This is a genomic window from Massilia sp. UYP32 (genome assembly GCF_050434365.1).
Lineage (GTDB): Bacteria > Pseudomonadota > Gammaproteobacteria > Burkholderiales > Burkholderiaceae_D > Telluria > Telluria timonae.
Genome location: NZ_JBNDIK010000005.1, coordinates 1 through 18457 on the forward strand (window position 1 = coordinate 1; position 18457 = coordinate 18457).

At 66.7% G+C, this 18457-nt stretch carries 14 protein-coding genes and 2 tRNA genes; 3 read left to right on the forward strand and 13 right to left on the reverse strand.

The annotated features are described in order from the left end of the window. Positions 1–279 precede the first annotated feature (279 nt). The 5 genes from cphA to ABIB42_RS05055 form a co-directional block, all read right to left on the reverse strand. Positions 280–2913, reverse strand: a complete 2634-nt coding sequence (gene cphA / locus ABIB42_RS05035; RefSeq protein ID WP_429247987.1) for a cyanophycin synthetase — start codon at positions 2911–2913, stop codon at positions 280–282. Between the two features lie 89 nt (positions 2914–3002). Continuing rightward, positions 3003–4457 carry an iron-containing redox enzyme family protein gene (locus ABIB42_RS05040; RefSeq protein ID WP_157225697.1) on the reverse strand — a complete coding sequence of 485 codons (1455 nt, stop codon included), beginning with the start codon at positions 4455–4457 and terminating at the stop codon, positions 3003–3005. A 146-nt stretch (positions 4458–4603) separates the two neighbouring features. Continuing rightward, the gene (locus tag ABIB42_RS05045) at positions 4604–6379 is read right to left on the reverse strand and encodes a thiamine pyrophosphate-requiring protein (RefSeq protein ID WP_429247988.1); all 1776 of its coding nucleotides are present in this window, start codon (positions 6377–6379) and stop codon (positions 4604–4606) included. Positions 6380–6474: 95 nt separating this feature from the next. Next, the gene (locus ABIB42_RS05050; protein WP_429247989.1) at positions 6475–7089 is read right to left on the reverse strand and encodes an isochorismatase family protein; all 615 of its coding nucleotides are present in this window, start codon (positions 7087–7089) and stop codon (positions 6475–6477) included. A 109-nt stretch (positions 7090–7198) separates the two neighbouring features. Continuing rightward, positions 7199–8596, reverse strand: a complete 1398-nt coding sequence (locus ABIB42_RS05055; RefSeq protein ID WP_040777768.1) for an amino acid permease — start codon at positions 8594–8596, stop codon at positions 7199–7201. A gap of 373 nt (positions 8597–8969) precedes the next feature. Here ABIB42_RS05055 and ABIB42_RS05060 point away from each other — a divergent pair, with 373 nt between their 5' ends. After that, positions 8970–10979 carry a diguanylate cyclase gene (locus ABIB42_RS05060; RefSeq protein WP_429247990.1) on the forward strand — a complete coding sequence of 670 codons (2010 nt, stop codon included), beginning with the start codon at positions 8970–8972 and terminating at the stop codon, positions 10977–10979. Here ABIB42_RS05060 and ABIB42_RS05065 read toward each other — a convergent pair. Then, entirely contained in the window at positions 10976–12970 is a 1995-nt protein-coding gene (locus ABIB42_RS05065; protein WP_429247991.1) for an MHYT domain-containing protein, read from the reverse strand. The genes ABIB42_RS05060 and ABIB42_RS05065 overlap by 4 nt on opposite strands. Before the next feature lie 143 nt (positions 12971–13113). Between ABIB42_RS05065 and ABIB42_RS05070 the strand changes: the two genes are divergently transcribed. After that, positions 13114–13743, forward strand: coding sequence for an SAM-dependent methyltransferase (locus ABIB42_RS05070; protein WP_005670358.1), 630 nt, complete (start codon positions 13114–13116; stop codon positions 13741–13743). Between the two features lie 92 nt (positions 13744–13835). On the opposite strand, the gene ABIB42_RS05075 is transcribed toward ABIB42_RS05070, so the two are convergent. The 7 genes from ABIB42_RS05075 to ABIB42_RS05105 form a co-directional block, all read right to left on the reverse strand. After that, positions 13836–14282, reverse strand: coding sequence for an STY0301 family protein (locus ABIB42_RS05075; RefSeq protein ID WP_429247992.1), 447 nt, complete (start codon positions 14280–14282; stop codon positions 13836–13838). 12 nt (positions 14283–14294) lie between these two features. Next, entirely contained in the window at positions 14295–14732 is a 438-nt protein-coding gene (locus ABIB42_RS05080; protein ID WP_429247993.1) for a BPSL0067 family protein, read from the reverse strand. 480 nt (positions 14733–15212) lie between these two features. Continuing rightward, a tRNA-Val gene (locus ABIB42_RS05085) sits at positions 15213–15287 on the reverse strand. A gap of 163 nt (positions 15288–15450) precedes the next feature. Further along, a tRNA-Val gene (locus tag ABIB42_RS05090) sits at positions 15451–15525 on the reverse strand. A gap of 37 nt (positions 15526–15562) precedes the next feature. Next, positions 15563–16270 carry a DNA polymerase III subunit epsilon gene (gene dnaQ / locus ABIB42_RS05095; RefSeq protein WP_005670354.1) on the reverse strand — a complete coding sequence of 236 codons (708 nt, stop codon included), beginning with the start codon at positions 16268–16270 and terminating at the stop codon, positions 15563–15565. Between the two features lie 73 nt (positions 16271–16343). Continuing rightward, a complete protein-coding gene (gene rnhA, locus ABIB42_RS05100) occupies positions 16344–16814 on the reverse strand; it encodes a ribonuclease HI (protein ID WP_312488470.1) in 471 nt (156 codons plus the stop codon). Beyond that, entirely contained in the window at positions 16811–17581 is a 771-nt protein-coding gene (locus ABIB42_RS05105; RefSeq protein WP_219863938.1) for a class I SAM-dependent methyltransferase, read from the reverse strand. The genes rnhA and ABIB42_RS05105 overlap by 4 nt, the downstream gene beginning before the upstream one ends. 26 nt (positions 17582–17607) lie before the next feature. On the opposite strand from ABIB42_RS05105, the gene gloB reads away from it, so the two are divergent. Beyond that, positions 17608–18408 carry a hydroxyacylglutathione hydrolase gene (gene gloB, locus ABIB42_RS05110; RefSeq protein ID WP_429247994.1) on the forward strand — a complete coding sequence of 267 codons (801 nt, stop codon included), beginning with the start codon at positions 17608–17610 and terminating at the stop codon, positions 18406–18408. The last annotated feature ends 49 nt before the right edge of the window (positions 18409–18457 follow it).

Below are 18457 nucleotides of genomic sequence, written 5' to 3' on the forward strand. Positions count from 1 at the left end.
GGGGATGGCATCAGAAAGCATGGCCGAAAGTTAACATTTCTGAGCCACGTTTACAACGAAAAAATGCCGCAAAGATCGTTAACTTAGCGGCATTAGGGTCAGAGTCGAATTGTTTGACAACTTTCACGGATGAGCCGTTAATTCGACTCCGACCCTAGTTGTCCGCCAAGCTATTGGCCAATAATTCGACGCTGACCCTCATTGATTGCGGGGCGAATTTGGGAAATTGCCCAACAATTTTACTCTGACCCTCATTGAGGGACGGCCAGGGCGACCGAGTCAGGTGGTTTGGGCGGCGATCAGGTCGGCGCTTTCGGGGTCGGTGGCGCGGATGGCGTCGACGAAGACCTGGAGCGACGAGCCGCAGGCGAAGACCAGGACGTCGCCTGGCTCGCACAGGCTCAGGCCCAGGCGGATGGCGTTGCCTACTTCCAGTTCGCGGTGCAGGGTGTCGGTCAGGCCGACTGCTTCTTCGGCGCCGGCCAGGATCAGGTCGACCGCTTCGCCCACGGCGCGGCCGCGGCTTTGCGATTCGTAGACCACCAGTTCGTCAAAGCGGGCGCCGCATACTTTGCCCACTTCGCGCAGGTCGCTGTCGCGGCGGTCGCCGGGGGCGGTCACGATGCCGACCAGTTGGCCCGGGAGCATGCCGCGCGCCATGTCGGCCATGGCGGCGTATGCCGCCGGGTTGTGGGCGTAGTCGACGATCACCGTCACGCCGCGCACGTCGAACATGTTCGTGCGCAGCGGGTTGGTGCGGCCGTTCGACACAAAAGTGGACAGGCCGGCGGCGATCTGCAGGTGGCTGAAGTCGGACGCCATCAGGGCCGCTGCAGCGGCCAGCGCATTGGCGATGTTGAAACGGGCCAGGCCGCCAAAGGCCACCGGCATGCTTTCGACCTTGATCACCGCCTGCTGGATATGGCCGTCGGCGATCACCACTGCGCCGTCCTGCAGGTAGGCGCCGCGGCCGCCGTCTTCCAGGTGCTTGAGCAGCACCGGGTTTTCGGCGTCCATCGAGAAGAACAGCACTTCGGCGCCGGGTTTGACGCGGCGCGCCATCTGCACGCACAGCGCGTCCTCGGCGTTGAGCACCACCGCCTTCGACGCCGATTGCGCCACCACCGCCTTCACCTGCGCCAGGTCCTCGACCGTGTCGACGCCGTCCAGGCCCAGGTGGTCGGCCGCGATGTTCAGCACCACCGCCACGTCGCAGCGGTCATACGCCAGGCCGCGCTTGAGGATGCCGCCGCGCGCCGTCTCCAGCACCGCGATTTCCACTTCCGGCGCATGCAGCACCGTGCGCGCCGACCAGTAGCCGGTGCAGTCGCCCTTCACCACCTGCTTGCCGTCGATGAAGACGCCCTCGGTGGTGGTCACGCCGGTGACGCGCCCCGCCATGCGCGCCGCATGCGCGACCAGCAAGGTGGTGGTGGTCTTGCCATTGGTGCCGGTCAGCGCGATCACCGGGATGCGGCCATCGGAAGCGCCCATCAGGCCATCGACGATCGCCTCGCCGGCGTCGCGCGCCTCACCCGCGCTCGGATACTGGTGCATGCGGATGCCGGGCGCCGCATTGACTTCGATGACGGCGCCGCGCTGCGCCGCCAGCGGCTGGCCGATGTCCTCGCACACGATGTCGATGCCGGCCACGTCCAGGCCGATCTTGCAGGCTGCACGCACGCACAACAGGCGCGTCGAATCGGGCAGCAGGTCGGTCACGTCTTCGGCGGTCCCGCCGGTCGACAGGTTGGCGTTGCCGCGCAATTCGGCCACCACGCCCACGGGCAGCACGCTGTCGAACTCGAAGCCCTGGCGCGACAGCATGTCGGCCGCATGCTCGTCGAGCGCGATCCGGGTCAGGATCGTCGCATGGCCGGCGCCGCGCGCCGGATTGGCGTTCTCGATTTCCACCAGCTCGCGGATGGTCTTGATGCCGTCGCCCACCACGTGGGCCGGACGGCGGCGCGAGGCCGCGGCCACGCGCCCGCCGGCGACCAGCACGCGATAATCGCACCCCTTCACATGGCGCTCGACGATGATGCGGCGCCCGTACTGGCGCGCGAACTCGAACGCGCGCGCGACGTCGTCCGGCGTATTGCAGTCGACCGTCACGCCCTTGCCCTGGTTGCCGTCCAGCGGCTTCAGAGTCACCGGCCCGTTCAGGCGGCGCGCCACGCGCTGGGCCGACTCCACGGTGGTGACCACGTCGCCCTCCGGCACCGGCACCCCGGCTTCCTTCAGCAAGGCCTTGGTCAGCTGCTTGTCGCTGGCGATCTTCACGGCGATGAAGCTGGTGTCGCCGGTGGTCGTGGCCTGCAGGCGTTTTTGCCGGACGCCCCAGCCCAGCAGGAACAGATTGGCTTCGTCGGTGATGCGCTGCACCGGAATGCCGCGCTCCTGCGCCGCCGCGATCACCGCGGCGGTGCTGGTGCCGATCGCATAACGTCCGGCGATCTCGCGCAGCTCCTCCAGGCGCGGCCCCAGTTCGAAACCGTCGCCGTGCGCCAGCGCGGTGACCAGGTCGAGCGCCAGGTCGAACGCCGGCTCGGCCAGCTTCTCGCAGCTGTAGGCGCACACGATGCGGAACTGGCCCGGACGGCCGCTCACCGGGCGCGTGCGGCCAAAGCTGGCCGGCGCGCCGGCCAGGGTTTGCAGTTCCAGGGTCACGTGCTCGATCACGCGGCCCAGGTAGGTGCCTTCGCGCAGGCGCTGGGCGAAGCCGCCGGGCTGGCCGGCGGGCAGGCGCTCGCCGTGCAGCGACGGCAGCAGCTCGAGCAGCGCGTGGTTGAAGCCGGGCAGGTCCCTGGTGGACTTGCCGTACAGGTCCTGCAGGTCGACCACCGACAGCAGGCATGGCGAATCGGCGTGGACGTTCGGTCCGCGCAGGAAGCGTTGTTCGAGGATTTGCACGTGTGATTTCCTTGTAATAGTCTTATTTGTAGCCACGGCCGGCACGCGCTCTCTATCGCGTGCCGGCCGTTTGTCGCAGTGCGGGCGCTTCAGGCGTCGAACAGTTGCGTGTACATGCGGGTAGCCATCAGGCCCACCGCCGTATGGTGAATCTCGGGCGACAGCAGGCGGCCGAGCAGCTGCATGGCCTCCTGCTTGCCGTTGGCCGCCGCCACCTGCTGCTCCAGCAGGCGCAGCTCGTTATCGGCGTCGGCATCGTCCAGGTTGGCGTGGCGGCGGATCAGGCCGCGCACTGGATGCGCATGGCTGCGCTGCGCCCCCTGCCCCAGTTGGTCGAGGGTGCGCTGGCGCGCGCGCGCGGTCAGCACGCGCTGGGCGCTGGCCGGCTTGCCGTCGGCGGTGGAGGTGATCCAGTCGCGCAGCACCTGCAATTCGTAGGCGTTGAACACGCCGAACATCTCGGCCCGCTCGCCTTCGACCAGGCGCCAGAAGCGGCTATGCTCGACGTCCTCGCCGCGCTTGATCCAGCCGGCGCCTTCGAGGGCGGCCAGGAAGGCCGGGATCTGCGCCGGGTCGGTCAGCCAGTCGTTGACCGAGCGGCCGGCGACGCGGCAGTAATCCGAGTGCATGTTCTTGCCCACGCCGCTCTTGGCGGCCAGGATGCCGACCAGTTCGGATTGCAGGTCGAACTCGCCGATCACCGAGGTCGTGCTGGCGCCCAGTTCGTTCAGGCGGTAGCCGTCGACCACGCGCTGCCAGAAGGCTTCGCGGTCGCCGACCTTCGGCATCAGGTCGTGCACCGCCTGCACCGCCTTGCGCGCATGGCCGCTGGCGGCGTTATCGACCGTCACGTGCAGGGTGAAGTAATACGGGTCGATGCCCAGTTCGTTCAGCTCATAGGACGTGATCAACAGATGCAGCGGCAGCTGTTCGTAGCCCAGGTTGTAGCCGACGACTTCGGGCAGGAAATGCTCGGCGTGGTGGCCCAGCGCCAGCTGCAGCGCGCCTTGCAGGAAATGGTCGTCGCCCAGGTCTTCCCAGCTTTCGCAGCCGTGGGTGGCCAGCAGCTTGCGGTACAGCGTCACATGGTTCTTGTCCGGCAGGCCGTCGCCCAGTTCTTCGAGATAGGTCTTGATCAAGGGGTGGAAGGCGACGTCGTCCCACTGGCGCGTCAGGCCATACAGCCAGGCGCCGTCGACCAGCTTGGTCGGGGCCACGCCCTTGATGAAGTACAGCGCATGCGCGCGGCACGAGAAATAGCGGCGCGGCGCACCGTTCTTGCGCGCCGCGAGGTAGTCGCGGTACTGCTGGCCGACGATCTCGGTGCGCTGTTCGATCCACGCCTGCAGCTGGTCCAGGTTCGCGGGCAGGTCGGACGGCAGCTCGCGCGCGACCGCGATCTGGGCGGCCACGAAGTCCTTGGCCTGTTGGGGCGTCGCTGACGGATCGGCGTACAGCGAAAAGTACAGGTCCTTCGCGCCTTCTGCGGTGGCAAGGGGCGCGGTCTCGACGCGCGGCGCGTCGGCTAACAACATTGGTGTCATGTCTCGCATCGTGAAGTGTCCCATGGACGATTACCGACATTATCCAAGCTGGACCATGTTGCGAAAATCGGTAGGCGCGCTGCGAGGATGTAAGAGAGGGATTACAAAATAATATCTCGCAGCGCAGCAATCGCTTGCCAATTTGCTTACGCCGATGCGTCGCCACCCTGCTGGCGCATGCCGCGTTCGACGTCGGCCGCCTCGGGATCGCCCTTCTCTTGCGCCTGCCGATATTTCTCGGCCTGGGCATCGACGATGTGCGGCGGGAATGGCGGAATGTTCGGATCGGCCAGCACTTCGAGCACGAAGGGCCGGCCGGCCGCCAGGGCCTGGTCCCAGGCCGCTCCCAGCGCGTCCGGATCGTCGACCCGAACGCCTTCCAGCCCGAGCATGCGCGCATATTCCGCGTACGAGAAGTCGGGCAGTTGCTGCGACGCCTCGTACTTCGGCTCGCCCTGCATGCCGCGCTGTTCCCAGGTCACGAAGTTCAGGTCGCGGTTGTTCAGGACCAGCACCACGAGCGTGGGATTGGCCCAGTCGCGCCAGTGGCGCGCGATCGTGATCAGGCCGTTCATGCCGTTCATCTGCATGGCGCCGTCGCCGGCCAGGGCGATCACCGGCCGTCCCGGATGCGCCATCTTGGCCGCCATCGCATACGGCACTGCCGACCCCATGGTCGCCAGGCCGCCCGACAGCGACGCCATCATCCCGCGCCGCAGGCGCAGGTGCAGCGCATACCAGGCCGACACCGAGCCCGAATCGCCGGTCAAGATCACGTCTGACGGCAGGCGCGGCGACAGCTCGCTGAAGGCGCGCTGCGGGTTGACCGGCTTGCCCGGCTGACGCGCGCGTTCGTCCAGCACGCGCCAGCTCTCGGCCACGTTCGACTCGATGCGCGCACGCCAGGAGCGATCGTCCTTGCGCCGCAACAGCGGGATCAAAGCGCGCAGGGTCGCGCGTGCGTCGCCCGCCAGATTCACGTCCATCGGATAGCGCAGGCCAAGCATGGTCGCGTCGACGTCGATCTGCACCGCCTTCACGCTGCCTTCCTGCGGCAGGAATTCGGCGTACGGGAAGCTGGAGCCGACCATCAGGAGCGTGTCGCATTCCTTCATCATCGCGTCGCTGGCCTGGGTGCCGATCATGCCGATGGTGCCGGTGCAGAACGGCAGGTCGTCCGGCACCACGGCCTTGCCCAGCAGCGCCTTGGCGATGCCGGCGCCAAGCAGCTCGGCCGCCTCGACCAGTTCGTCCAGCGCGCCGTGGGCGCCGGCGCCGGCCAGGATCGCGACCCTGTCGCCGGCATTGAGCAGGTCGGCGGCGGCGCGCAGCGCTTCCGGGGGCGGCACCGCCGCCTCCAGCGCGGCGCCGACGCCCGAGAAGGTGTTGCCGTGCTCGCGCGGCGGATGCGGCACCGCGTCTTCTTCCTGCAAGTCGTTCGGGATGATGATGCAGGTCACGCAGCGCCGCGCCCCGGCGATCCGGAATGCGCGGTCGACCAGGTGGCGCACCTGGGCGGCGTCGGTCGCCATCTGCACGAACTCGCCCGCCACGTCCTTGAACAGCGTGACCAGGTCGACCTCTTGCTGGTAGTGGGCGCCGAGTGCGGAGCGCTGCTGCTGGCCGACGATGGCGACCACCGGCTGGTAATCGAGCTTGGCGTCGTACAGGCCATTGAGCAAGTGGATGGCGCCGGGACCGGAAGTCGCCAGGCATACGCCCACCTCGTTGGTGAACTTGGCGTGGCCGCAAGCCATGAAGGCCGACATCTCTTCGTGGCGGCACTGGACGAATTCGATCGCGTCCTGGCGCCCGAAAGCGGCCAGGATGCCGTTGATGCCGTCGCCCGGATAGCCATAGACGCGCTGCACGCCCCATTGCCCGAGACGCTCGATCAGGAAATCTCCTACGGTGCTGGTCATGCCGGTGTCCTTTCGCAAAGATGGAAAGGCGATCCTAGGACGACCCTGCAGGGACTACCGTGCGCCAGCGTCCAGAGGGACGCAATCGCGCGGCGTCAAAGACGCGCGCCCAGCTCCACGTCGGCCACCAGGCCATGCTCCGACAGCCGCACCGGCACCGCGCCGGCGCCCAGCATGCGGGTCATCGCGTGGTCGCCGTCGCCGGGCTGGACGTCGACCGCGCGCATGGCCTCGGCCACGATCAGGATCTCGAAGTCGGGCAGGCCGTCGAGCACGGTGTTGAGCACGCAATAATCGGTGGCCAGGCCGCACACGGCGAGACGCCGGATGCCGCGCGCGCGCAGCGCCGGGGCCAGCCCGGTGCCGCTGAAGGCGGAATAGGCATCGACCTCGACCGTGTCGGCCTTGGACACGACGATGACGTCGTCCGGCAGGTTCAGTTCGGAAGAAAAGCCGGCGCCGTCGGTGCCGGCGACGCAATGCGGCGGCCACGGGCCGCCCTGGCCGGCGAAGGAGCAATGCAGTTCGGGATGCCAGTCGCGCGAAGCATAGACCGGCAGCGCGCGCGCCCGGTACAGGTCGATCAGGCGGTTGATCGGCGCGATGACCTGGTCGCCATGCGGGACGCCCAGTTTTCCGCCGGGAAGGAAGTCGACCTGCAGGTCGACGATCAGGAGGGCATCGCCCTGGCCGAGCACGATGGCGCTCATGAGACATCTCCACTTCGAGGACGCACACGCGGCGTCAAAGATGGCAGATTAACATGAAGCGCCGGCCAGGGCGAGGCGGCGGGCCGGAATGGCCCGCCGCATATAGCGATTACTGCGGCTTGTTCAGCAGCGAGCGCTGGCGTGCATAACCGAAGTAGACGGCGGCGCCGATCGCCAGCCAGATGGCGAACGCCAGCCAGGTATGCCAGCTCAGGAAGGACATCAGGACCAGGCAGAACACGATCGCCAGGCCCGGGATCACCGGCACGCCAGGGCAGCGGAACGCGCGCGGCAGGTCCGGACGCTTCTTGCGCAGCACGATCACGGCGATCGAGACCAGGGTGAAGGCGGCCAGGGTGCCGATGTTCACCAGCTCGGCCAGCACGTTCAGCGGCACCACGGCGGCGATCAGGCCGAAGATGATGCCCACCAGCCAGGTGGCGAAGAACGGGGTGCCGTATTTCGGATGCACGGTCGACAGTTTCGACGGCAGCAGGCCGTCGCGCGACATGGCGAACAGGATGCGGGTCTGGCCATAGGCCATCACCAGGATCACGGTGCTCATGCCCAGGATGGCGGCCAGGTCGACGAAGCCGGCGACCCAGTTCTCGCCCGCCACCTGCAGCGCCAGCGAGACCGGGTGGTCGACGCCCTTGAAGTCCAGGTGCGGTACGATGCCGGTCATGATCGCGGCGACCACGACGTACAGGATGGTGCAGACCACCAGTGAACCGATGATGCCGATTGGCAGGTCACGCTTCGGGTTCTTGACTTCCTCGGCGGCCGAGGTGACGGCGTCGAAGCCGATGAAGGCGAAGAACACCAGCGCGGCGGCGCTCATCACGCCACCCATGCCGTAGGGCATGAACGGCTCCCAGTTCTCCGGACGGACATGGCCGACGCCGACGGCGATGAACAGCAGCACGACGCCGGTCTTGATGATGACCATGACGTTGTTGACGCGCGCCGATTCGCGCATGCCCAGCGACAGCATCGCGGTCAGCGCGATCATGATCAGGAAAGCCGGAAGGTTGAACAGGGTGTCGACGCCGGGGCGGGCGCCCGGGGCGGCGGTCAGCGCGTCCGGCAGCACCAGGCCGAAGCCCGACATCAGCGACTGAAAATAACCGGACCAGCCAACCGCGACGGTCGAGGTGGCCAGGCCGTACTCGAGCAGCAGGTCCCAGCCGATCATCCAGGCGACGAATTCGCCCAGGGTGGCGTAACTATAGGTATAGATCGAGCCGGCAACCGGCACGGTCGAGGCGAACTCGGCGTAGCACAGGGCGGCGAAGCAGCAGGCCATGGCGGCCACGATGAAGGAGATGGTCAGCGCGGGGCCGGCGGTGACGGCGCCCGTGCCGGTGAGCACGAAAATACCGGTGCCGACGATGGCGCCAATACCGAGCAGGATCAGGTCGGTCGGGCCGAGCACCTTTTTGAGTCCGCCCGGCTTGGCGCTGGCCGCCAGCATGGCATCCAGATTCTTGGTTCTAAAAATACTCACTACGTGTTCTCCAATCAAATAGGTGTGTGGTCCCGCGTCTTGTCATTGCGCCGTGCCCGCAGGTCGTGCGGGCACGCTCTCGAGATCCTGCCTGTTGGGCCGGCATGCCTGACTTGAAACCGCTTTTGCTGCACCTGCAAACCGTCAACTTTTTGCAGACGTGCAAATATAACCAGAATGCTGTTGCGAATCAAAGCAATCTGACAAATCTTCTGCAATTTACATGCCGGCAGGGAATTTCTGCTTCTTGAACACAGCCGTTGCGTAAACATCGCAGCCCGGGTCCCTGTGCTTGATTTCCTCAAATCAACATTCGATAATGGGCTGACCCGTCCCGCCCCGCCCTCGCTGCCACGCCCTCGATCCCGCCACCATGACTCTTCCCAATGGACGCCCGTCCCGATTCACGCTGGCGCTCGCGAGTGGCGCACTGCTGGCCATGCTCGCCGGGCCGGCGCCGGCGGCCTTGCAGCCGCATGCGCGGCTGGACGAGATCGCGGCCATGGCCGAGCACGATAATGCGCAGGCACGCGCCATCCTGGTGCAGGAAGGCCCGAAACTGATCGCCGGCGCACCCTACGCGGTGCGCATCCATTACCTGCGCCTGTTGCGACGGATCCAGGCCGATGCCGGGAACTTCCGCGACGCCTTCGAAACCAACGAGCTTATCATCGGCCTGGCCGAGGCCGAACGCGATCCGCTCAATCTCGCGCTGGCCAGCCTGGCGCGGGTGCTGCGCCTGATCGAGAACAACGATCCGGCCGCGGCCCTCGGCCAGCTCGAGGCCCTTGACGCACGCTACCGCAAGCTGGGCAGTCTCGAATTCAGCGCCAGCTCCGAAGGGCTGCACGGCATGGCCTACAGCGCGCTCGGCCAGCACGACCGCGCGTTGCGCCACTTCCTGCGCGCGCTCGACATGGTGCGGCGCCATCCGGACCTGTGGAGCCCGCGCGAAGCCGACATCCGGCTGGCGCTGGCGCGCATGTACGTCAACGCGCGCGATCCGGTTCGGGCGCTCGAGACACTGCGCGAGATCCGCGCCGGCGCGACCCGGCTGCCGCCGCGCACCGCTGCCGCCGTTCACTTTTTCGAGGGTCGGGCCCTGGTGGTGCAGGACGAGCTCGAGGCCGCCCAGCAAGCCTTCGGGCGCGCGCTCGAGCTGGCCCATGCCCACCAGTTGATCGCGCTCGAAGTGAATGTGCTGGGCAATATCGCCGGCGCCCACCTGAAGGCAGGCCGCTACCAGCAAGCCGAGGAAGCGGCGCGCGCCGCCCTGGTCCCGGCCGAGCGCAGCGAAGACCGGATCAGCCTGCAGATGGCGAAGGCCAACCTCGGCTTCGCCCTGTTCGGCCAGGGCCGCCAGCGCGAAGGCTTGCAGCAGGTCGACGCGGTGATCGCCGCGATGCGCAAGGCCGGCGCCATGTCGACCGTCGGCCGCTTGCTGGCCGAGAAGAGCCAGGCGCTGGAAACCGCCGGACGCTTCCGCGAAGCCCTGGCCACGACGCGCGAACGCGAAGCCGTGATCCAGGAACTGGCGCTCGATGAACGCAACAAGGCGATCTCGGCGCTGCAAGAACAGTTCAAGGCGCGCGAGCGCGCCGCCCAGATCGCCGCCCTGCGCCAGGAGAACGCCGTCAAGGATGCCGAGCTGCGCCACCGCAGCCTGCTCCAGACCGCCGCGTCGCTGGGGGCGTCGCTGGCATTGTTCCTGTGCGCCGGCGTGCTGTGGATGTACCGCAAATCGGTGCTCACCGGCCGCCGCCTTTCCGAACTGAACGACGAGCTGGCCTACCGCTCGGCGCACGATCCGCTCACCGGTCTGTTCAACCGGCGCTCCTTCCTCGACCGCATGCGCAGCCGCACCGGCGAAGCGCCGCCGCGCCTGGACTCGGCCGACTGCTTCACCCTGCTCGACATCGACCACTTCAAGCGCATCAACGACGAGCATGGCCACGCGGCAGGCGACGCGGTGCTGGTCGAAGTCGGCAAACGCCTGCGCGCCGCGATGCGCGAATCGGACATGGTGCTGCGCTGGGGCGGAGAAGAATTCCTGGTGTATTCGCAGGGCGTGACCCAGGAACAGCGCCCGCTGCTGGTCAAGCGCATCCTGGACGCGATCGCCGCCACGCCGATCATGCTGGAAGACGGCAGCGCGCTCCGGGTCAGCGCCACCGCCGGCGCGGTGTCGCTGCCGTTCGCGCCGGATGGCGAGCGCGCCGGCGCGCAAGCCGCGGTCCAGCCCGACTGGGAGCAGGCGATCGCGCTGGCCGACCGCGCGCTGTACAAGGGCAAGGAGGCGGGCCGCAACCGCGGCTATCTGGTGGCCGGCCTGCGCCGTCCGGAAGGCGGCCTGGAGCTCGACCTGGTGCTGCCGGGCGCTTAAAGCGAACGCAGCAGGTTGCGGCGGGCGACGATCGCCGCCACCGTCTGCAGCAAGGTCGCCGGGGCCACCGGCTTGGCCAGGTAGTCGTCGAATCCCGCTTCCAGCGCGCGCTGCTGGTCTTCGCGCCGCGAGAACGCGGTCAGGGCGATGGCCGGCACGCCCGCGATCTCGCGATCCGGCAGCGAGCGGATGCGGCGGATCATCTCGAAACCATCCACCAGCGGCATGCCGATGTCGCTGATGACGAGGTCGGGCCGGCGCGCCTCGACCAGGCGCAGCGCCTCGCGCGCGCCGGTGGCGGTCAGGATCGTGGCGTCGCTGGCGGCCAGCACCTGCTGCACCAGTTCCAGCGAATCGAGTTCGTCGTCGATCACCAGCACCGTCATGCCGGCCAGCTCGGGCGGCGTCAGCGGCAGGCCGGCGAGGGGCTCCAGCCGCGCCGCCGGCGCCGCGCCGGGCGCGGCCAGCGGCAGGTGCAGGGTGAAGGTGGCGCCCTGCCCTTCGCCGCGGCTGGCCACGCTGATCGCGCCGCCCTGCAGCTCGACCAGCTGGCGCGCGATCGCCAGGCCCAGCCCCAGGCCGCCGTGACGCCGCGCCGACGAGGAATCGGCCTGGCGGAAGCGATCGAACACATAGGGCAGGAATTCGGGCGCGATGCCGGCGCCGGTGTCGGCCACGTCGATCGCCACCGCGCGCTCGTCGCCTTCGCCGTCAATCCGCAGCGTGACCGTCACCACGCCGCCCGGCTCGGTGAACTTGATGGCGTTCGACAGCAGGTTCGACATCACCTGCTGCATGCGCGCCAGGTCGCCGCGCACCGGGCGGGCGCCGTGGTCGATGCTGGCGTTCAGGGCGATGCTGCGCGCCAGCGCCGCCGGACGCGCGGTCTCGAGCGCCGCGTTGACGAAATCCTGGGGCTGGATCGGGGCCGCGTCGATCCGCACCTTGCCGGCCAGCAGGCGGCTCATGTCGAGCATGTCTTCGATCAGCTGCGACTGGGCGCGCGCGTTGCGCTCGATGGTTTCCAGGCCGCGGCGCAGCATGGCGCCGTCGCGGTGGCCCTGCAACAGCAGTTGCGACCAGCCGAGCATGGCGTTGAGCGGCGTGCGCAGCTCGTGCGACAGGGTGGCGAGGAACTCGTCCTTCATCTGGCTGACGTGCTCGGCCTCGACGCGGGCGCGCTGCTCGTCGAGATACAGTTGCTGGCGCTCGGCCGCCGCCTGCAGCGATTCGGCGATCGTGCGGTTGCGCGCATCCAGACGCGCGTCGAAGATGGTGGCCAGCAGCGCGATGCTGAGCAGGGCCACGGTGGCCACCGTGACCAGGGCCGCCAGGTGATCCTGGTCGACGCCGCCGAGCGCGGCGCGGCACACGCTGCCGGCCTCGAAGTGGGCGGCGGCCATGCCCGTATAGTGCATGCCGGAGATCGCGCCGCCCATGATGACGCTGGCCGCGAGCTGCACGGCGCGCCGCGCGCCGCCGCGGCCGTGATCATCCTCGCGCAGGCGCAGGCCGAGCTGCAGCGCCAGCGCCGAGGCGCCAATCGCGATCGCGACCGACAGCGCGAACAGCCAGGGGGTGTAGGTGATGGCGGGGTCCATGCGCATGCCGGCCATGCCGGTGTAGTGCATGGCGTTGATGCCCAGGCCCATCAGGATGGCGCTCCAGACCAGCTGGCGGCGCCGGAATTCGCGGTGCCGCACATGCCACAGCGCCAGGCCGGACGCGACCACCGGCAGCAGCCAGGAGACGAAGGTGATCAGGGGATCGTAGCCGACCGGGATCGGCAGGCGGAAGGCCAGCATGCCGATGAAGTGCATGGCCCAGATGCCGCTGCCCATTGCCAGCGCGCCGCCGGCAATCCAGAAGTATGGCGCGCGGCCCTGGGCCTGGCGCACCCGCATCGCCAGGCTGAGGGCCGTGTACGACGCCAGGATGGCCACCATGATCGACACGACGACCAGCAGCGGCTCGTAATACCCGTTCACCATGCTATCCCGCTCTTTTTGGATTCCTGTTTTATGATCGGCCTGACGGCGCGCCGCATGCCGGCCGGAGCCAGTGTACACGACCTGGCGGTCGATATCGGGTACGCTTGCACGGCCCGTTCAACGCCTCTTCAGAAGGAAATGCCTTGTCCGACGAACCGACGACCGCCGCGCCTGTCGCCCATGAGCGCCGCGCCCTGCTGCACGGCGCCGCCGTGCTGGCCGGCCTGGCGCTGGCCCCGGCCACGATCCGGCCCGCGCTCGCCGAGCGCCCCCTGCCCAAGGTGCCGTATGTGACGACCCCGCAGGACATCGTCGACCGCATGCTGTCGATGGCGAAGGTCGGCCGCGGCGACGTGGTATACGACCTCGGCTGCGGCGACGGCCGCATCGTGATCTCGGCCGCCCGCAAGTATGGCGCGCGCGGCGTCGGCATCGATCTCGATCCCGACCGCATCCGGGAGGCGCATGCCAACGCGCGCGCGGCCGGGGTGCAGGATCGCGTGCGCTTTCGCCAGGCCGACCTGTTCCGCACCGATTTCAGTCCGGCCAGCGTGGTCATGCTGTACCTGCTGTTCGAGGTCAACCTGCGGCTGATGCCGCAGCTATGGCGCCAGTTGCGGGTCGGCGCGCGTGTCGTTTCGCACGATTTTCACATGGGCGCGCAGTGGCCGCCGGAGCAAATCGTGCGCGTGCGCGACAAGACGGTGTATGCGTGGACGATCACCGAGGAGCTCAAGCAGGAGATCGAACAAAAGCGTCGAGCGCAGCCTTGACCAGCGCCAGCCGGCTCGCCACGACTTCACGGCCTTACTGCGGCGATATGTCGGTCGGGCCGCAGCGATGACGAAGACGACGGCCGCACGTCCTACTTGCACGAAATGGCCGACATGGCATACGGCGGGTCGGCTTTCGAGTCTGTTTCACGCCGATAGGTAACGGTACATTCCTTTGTGGCGCTCGGCAACTTCTGGGCCAGATATACATTGCCTCCGTACGTACAGACCATCCATTTGTCCAGCTGATCGGCGACGCCCCCGGTCAGCGAGAACTTGTGCTCCACCGTGTCGCCCTTCTGGATAACATCACCCTTGAGCACGCCTTCCTGCTCCAGTGGCCCAAGGCGGGCGCCTGCACTGTCGAGCTTCAGCTTGATGTCCGGCAGGTAGGCTCCAGCCCAGCCAGGGGGGCCTTGGACTTTAATCTGGTCGGACATGACTGCCGGAGGACAGACAATGCGCTGTTCAGCTTTCGCCGAACCACAGGAGATGCCCACAGCCACACAGGCTACAACGGATAGCAGGTTCAGGTGCATTGGACTCTCCGGTCAGCGTGCAATGATGTAAAGGGCTTCGGCATTATTGGAGATATCGGGGAAGTCCCCGTTCGAATACATACCACCCCGCCGATAAACCGTACGCCTTGCAATCCTGGGCTTTGCCCGCCACTGATCCATCAGGACTATGCCCATGACACTACAACGACCTGCACTTGTCTTTGCGGCGCAGCTGGTAACCACACCGTCGTAGAAACCCGCATGCTTGTGGGCGCCAGTGGGATACCTGCCATTCACAAAGGTAGCGACGGCAGTTCCCTGCTCAATATGCCCACCGCGTTCCAGTATGTCGATAACGCGCTCCCCAGGCCTCCAGGTCGATGTATGACCCACGTGCGGAAGAAAGTGTTGGACGAGACGGACACATTCCCCGTTCTCTACTTGATCCTTGCCCTGAAGGTCAGAAACGTTCTGATAAACGTGCGGCATTGAAGTCCCCGACGTCGCAATACGTCGATGCTATCTGCCGACAGGAAACCTACTTTGAGCCAGTCGACGTTGACCTGATTTTGGTGGCGCTGTACCCGCGATCTGTTGATGGCCCCGAGCGCAATACGCTGCAGCTGCTGGATAGAAGTGGCTCGCCCGCCGTCGAGCGCCCGCTGGCGCCTTCGGCGCCGGAGCGCCCCGTTCGACAGCGCTGGGACAACGACCCGGTGCGCGCTGCCTGGGCGTGGATCAAGCCGGGCTGGGCAGCCCTGCGCGTTGGTCGCTCAGGCAGATCGCTCAGTGGCCGAAAGACAGCTCACTGCCAGCAAACTCGCAATACAGGCGCTGCAATGAGGAAGCACATCTGACCGCTGGAACAAGGCCGCGACGGGGGATAGGAAGGTGGACCGGGATTCATGGCAACGGGTACAGCACAAACGCAAAACGCCCGCATGGCGCGGGCGTTTCGAAGAATCCTGTTGGTGGGAAGTGCAAGTTTCGAACTTGCGACCCCTGCAGTGTGAATGCAGTGCTCTACCCCTGAGCTAACCTCCCAACGAGGCCGTATTATGCCATAGAGTCTTGATTATTCCAAATGGCAATCGACCAACTTATTTGTACCGATGCCGTGATCTCGAAAGAAACACGGCCAGGCAGCGGTACCTGCCACGCTCGCGGAAAACAAAAGGCCAGCATTGCTGCTGGCCCTTGCGAATTCTGGTGGGAAGTGCAAGTTTCGAACTTGCGACCCCTGCAGTGTGAATGCAGTGCTCTACCCCTGAGCTAACCTCCCGAAGCGAGGCGTATTATGGCACAGAATCACTGTCTCGTCACCCCTGCGGAGAATAATTCCTCCACACGCAGCTGCCTTTCACGTTCTTGTCGAGGCCGACCAGCACGTCGTCGTGCGCCGCGAGTTCGTCGGCGCTGGCCGCGACCACGATGATCTCGCCCAGCGGCACCACTTCGAGCGCGTCGCCGGCGTTCGCGCTTTCGACTTCGACGTCCATCGTCAGCGAGTTCTGGCCGCGGGTCATCGCCAGGTAGACGTCGGCCAGCAGCTCCGAGTCGAGCAGCGCGCCGTGCAGCTTGCGGTGCGCGTTCGAGATCTCGTAGCGGTCGCACAGCGCGTCCAGCGAATTGCGCTTGCCCGGATGGAGTTCCTTGGCGTGCACCAGGGTGTCGATCACGCCGCTGCAGTGCTCGACGAACGGCGGCAGGCCGATGCGGGTGAATTCGTGGTTCAGGAAGCCCAGGTCGAACGGCGCGTTGTGGATGATGACCTCGGCGCCCTGCACGAACTCGCGCAATTCTTCGGCGATCTCATGGAACTTCGGCTTGTCGCTCAAGAACTCGGTGGTCAAACCGTGGACGGCGAGCGCCGCCTCGTCCGACTCGCGCTCGGGATTGATATAGCGATGAAAATTATTGCCGGTGAGCTTGCGGTTGAAGATTTCGACGCAGCCGACCTCGATGACGCGGTCGCCCGTGCGAGGATTCAGGCCGGTGGTTTCAGTGTCGAGGACGATCTGGCGCATGATGTTCTACTTGATGAAATGAAGCGGACCGAAGTATAACAAAGCCCGCCCTTGCCTTCCGGCGATGAAAGGCTCAGCGCCGCACCGAGGCGGCGCCGCGATTGGCCAGCACGTCGGCCCGCTCGTTGCCCGGGTGGCCGTTGTGGCCGCGCACCCAGCGCCATTCGACGGCGTGCTGCTGCTGGGCCAGGTCGAGCGCCTTCCACAGGTCGTCGTTCTTGACCGGCTCTTTCGCCGCCGTCTTCCAGCCGCGCGCCTTCCAGCCGTGGATCCATTCCGAGATCCCCTTCTGCACGTACTGGCTGTCGGTATGCAGCACGACCTTGCACGGACGGTTCAGGACGCCCAGCGCCTCGATCACGGCGCGCAATTCCATGCGGTTATTGGTAGTGTTCGGCTCGCCGCCGAAGATTTCCTTCTCGTGGCCGTTCGAGACCAGGAGCGCGCCCCAGCCGCCCGTGCCCGGATTGCCCTTGCAGGCGCCGTCGGTGTAGATCTCGACCTGGGTCGGGGTTGCTGCCGTCGTGTTTTGTTGTTCGCTCATTCCCTGTTCGCGGCCGGCACTGCCGCCGGGCGCTTGCTCGCTTTCTTGTTCCATGCGGGACCGATGATGTGCATGCCCTTGACCCGCTTGATCGCATGCACCACGTAGACCGCGCCGAGATACGGCCACCAGCGCGCGCCCGCCGATTCCATCATCGCGAAGCGGCTGAGCCAGTGGGCCGTGCGGCACGGCGGGGCGTAGCAGCCAAAATGGCTGCGGGTCACGCCCAGGTTCAGCAATTTTAGCCAGTCTTTGAGACGCGGCAAAGAAATGAATTCACCGGACTCGGGCAGGTAGTCGCTCTGCGTGACGCGCCGGAAGCCCTGGCGCATGCCCCACAGGCTGGCCGGGTTGAAGCCGCAGATGATCACCTGCCCCTCCGGAATCAAGACCCGCTCGACTTCGCGCAAGACCTGGTGCGGCTCGAGCGCGAACTCCAGCACGTGCGGCAGCACCACCAGGTCGATGCTGCTGGTGGCGAACGGCAGCTCCTCGAAGTCGACCGCGACCGCGATCTGCTTGCCGCCCGCGGCGAACGCGAGTTCGTCCGCATGCGCCGTGCGCGTCGCCGCCTGCCATTTATTGGGCATGCGGCTGGCCGCCAGCGCATCGAGCTGGGGCACGCCGATCTGCAGCGCGTTGAAGCCGAAGATATCCACCGTGAGCTCGTCCAGGCAAGCCTGCTCGAACGCGCGCACGTAGGCGCCCGCCGGCGATTGCAGCCAGTTGTCGAGCGCTATAATGGATTTCTCGGATGCGCTATCCATGCCACCTCTTTGACCCACGGTTCACCATGACGACTCTTCCCCGCACACACCTGGCGGTATTGACGCTTCCTGCCTTTAAAGACAATTATCTCTGGCTCATTCACGACGGCAGCAACGCGGCCATCGTCGACCCTGGCGAGGCCGGACCGGTCAAGGCCGCCCTGGCCGCGCACAAGCTGCGCCTGACCGCCATTTTACTCACCCATCATCATGCTGACCATATCGGGGGTGTGCCGGGCTTGCTCGAGGAGTGGGACGTGCCCGTGTTCGGACCGCGGGACGACGGCATCGCGCTCGTGACGCATCCGCTCGGCGAGGGTGAACGCATCGCGGTGCCGGGGCTGGATCTTGCCCTCGACGTGCTGGACGTGCCGGGCCATACGCTGGGCCACATCGCCTACGTGCGGCGCGACGAAGACGCACCTTGGCTGTTCTGCGGCGACACGCTGTTCGGCGCGGGCTGCGGGCGGCTGTTCGAAGGCACGCCGCGCCAGATGATGGAGTCGCTCGAGAAATTCACGACGCTACCGGACGAGACGCTGGTGTATTGCGCGCACGAATATACGCTGTCGAACCTGCGCTTCGCCCAGGCGGTCGAGCCGGGCAATGCCGCGCTCGATGCGCGCGTGCTGGCCGATGGCGCCCGGCGCGAGGCCGGCCAGCCGACGATCCCGTCGACGATCGCGCTCGAGAAGGCGACCAATCCCTTCCTGCGCTATCGGCTGCCGCGCATCGCGCACAGCCTGGTCGACGCGGGCCGCCTGCAGCCCGAGGCGACGCCGGTCGACACCTTCGCGGCGCTGCGCGAGTGGAAGAATACGTTCTGAGCGAGGCCGCCCCGACGCGTGGACGGCCAGGGCCGCCCACGTGGATGCA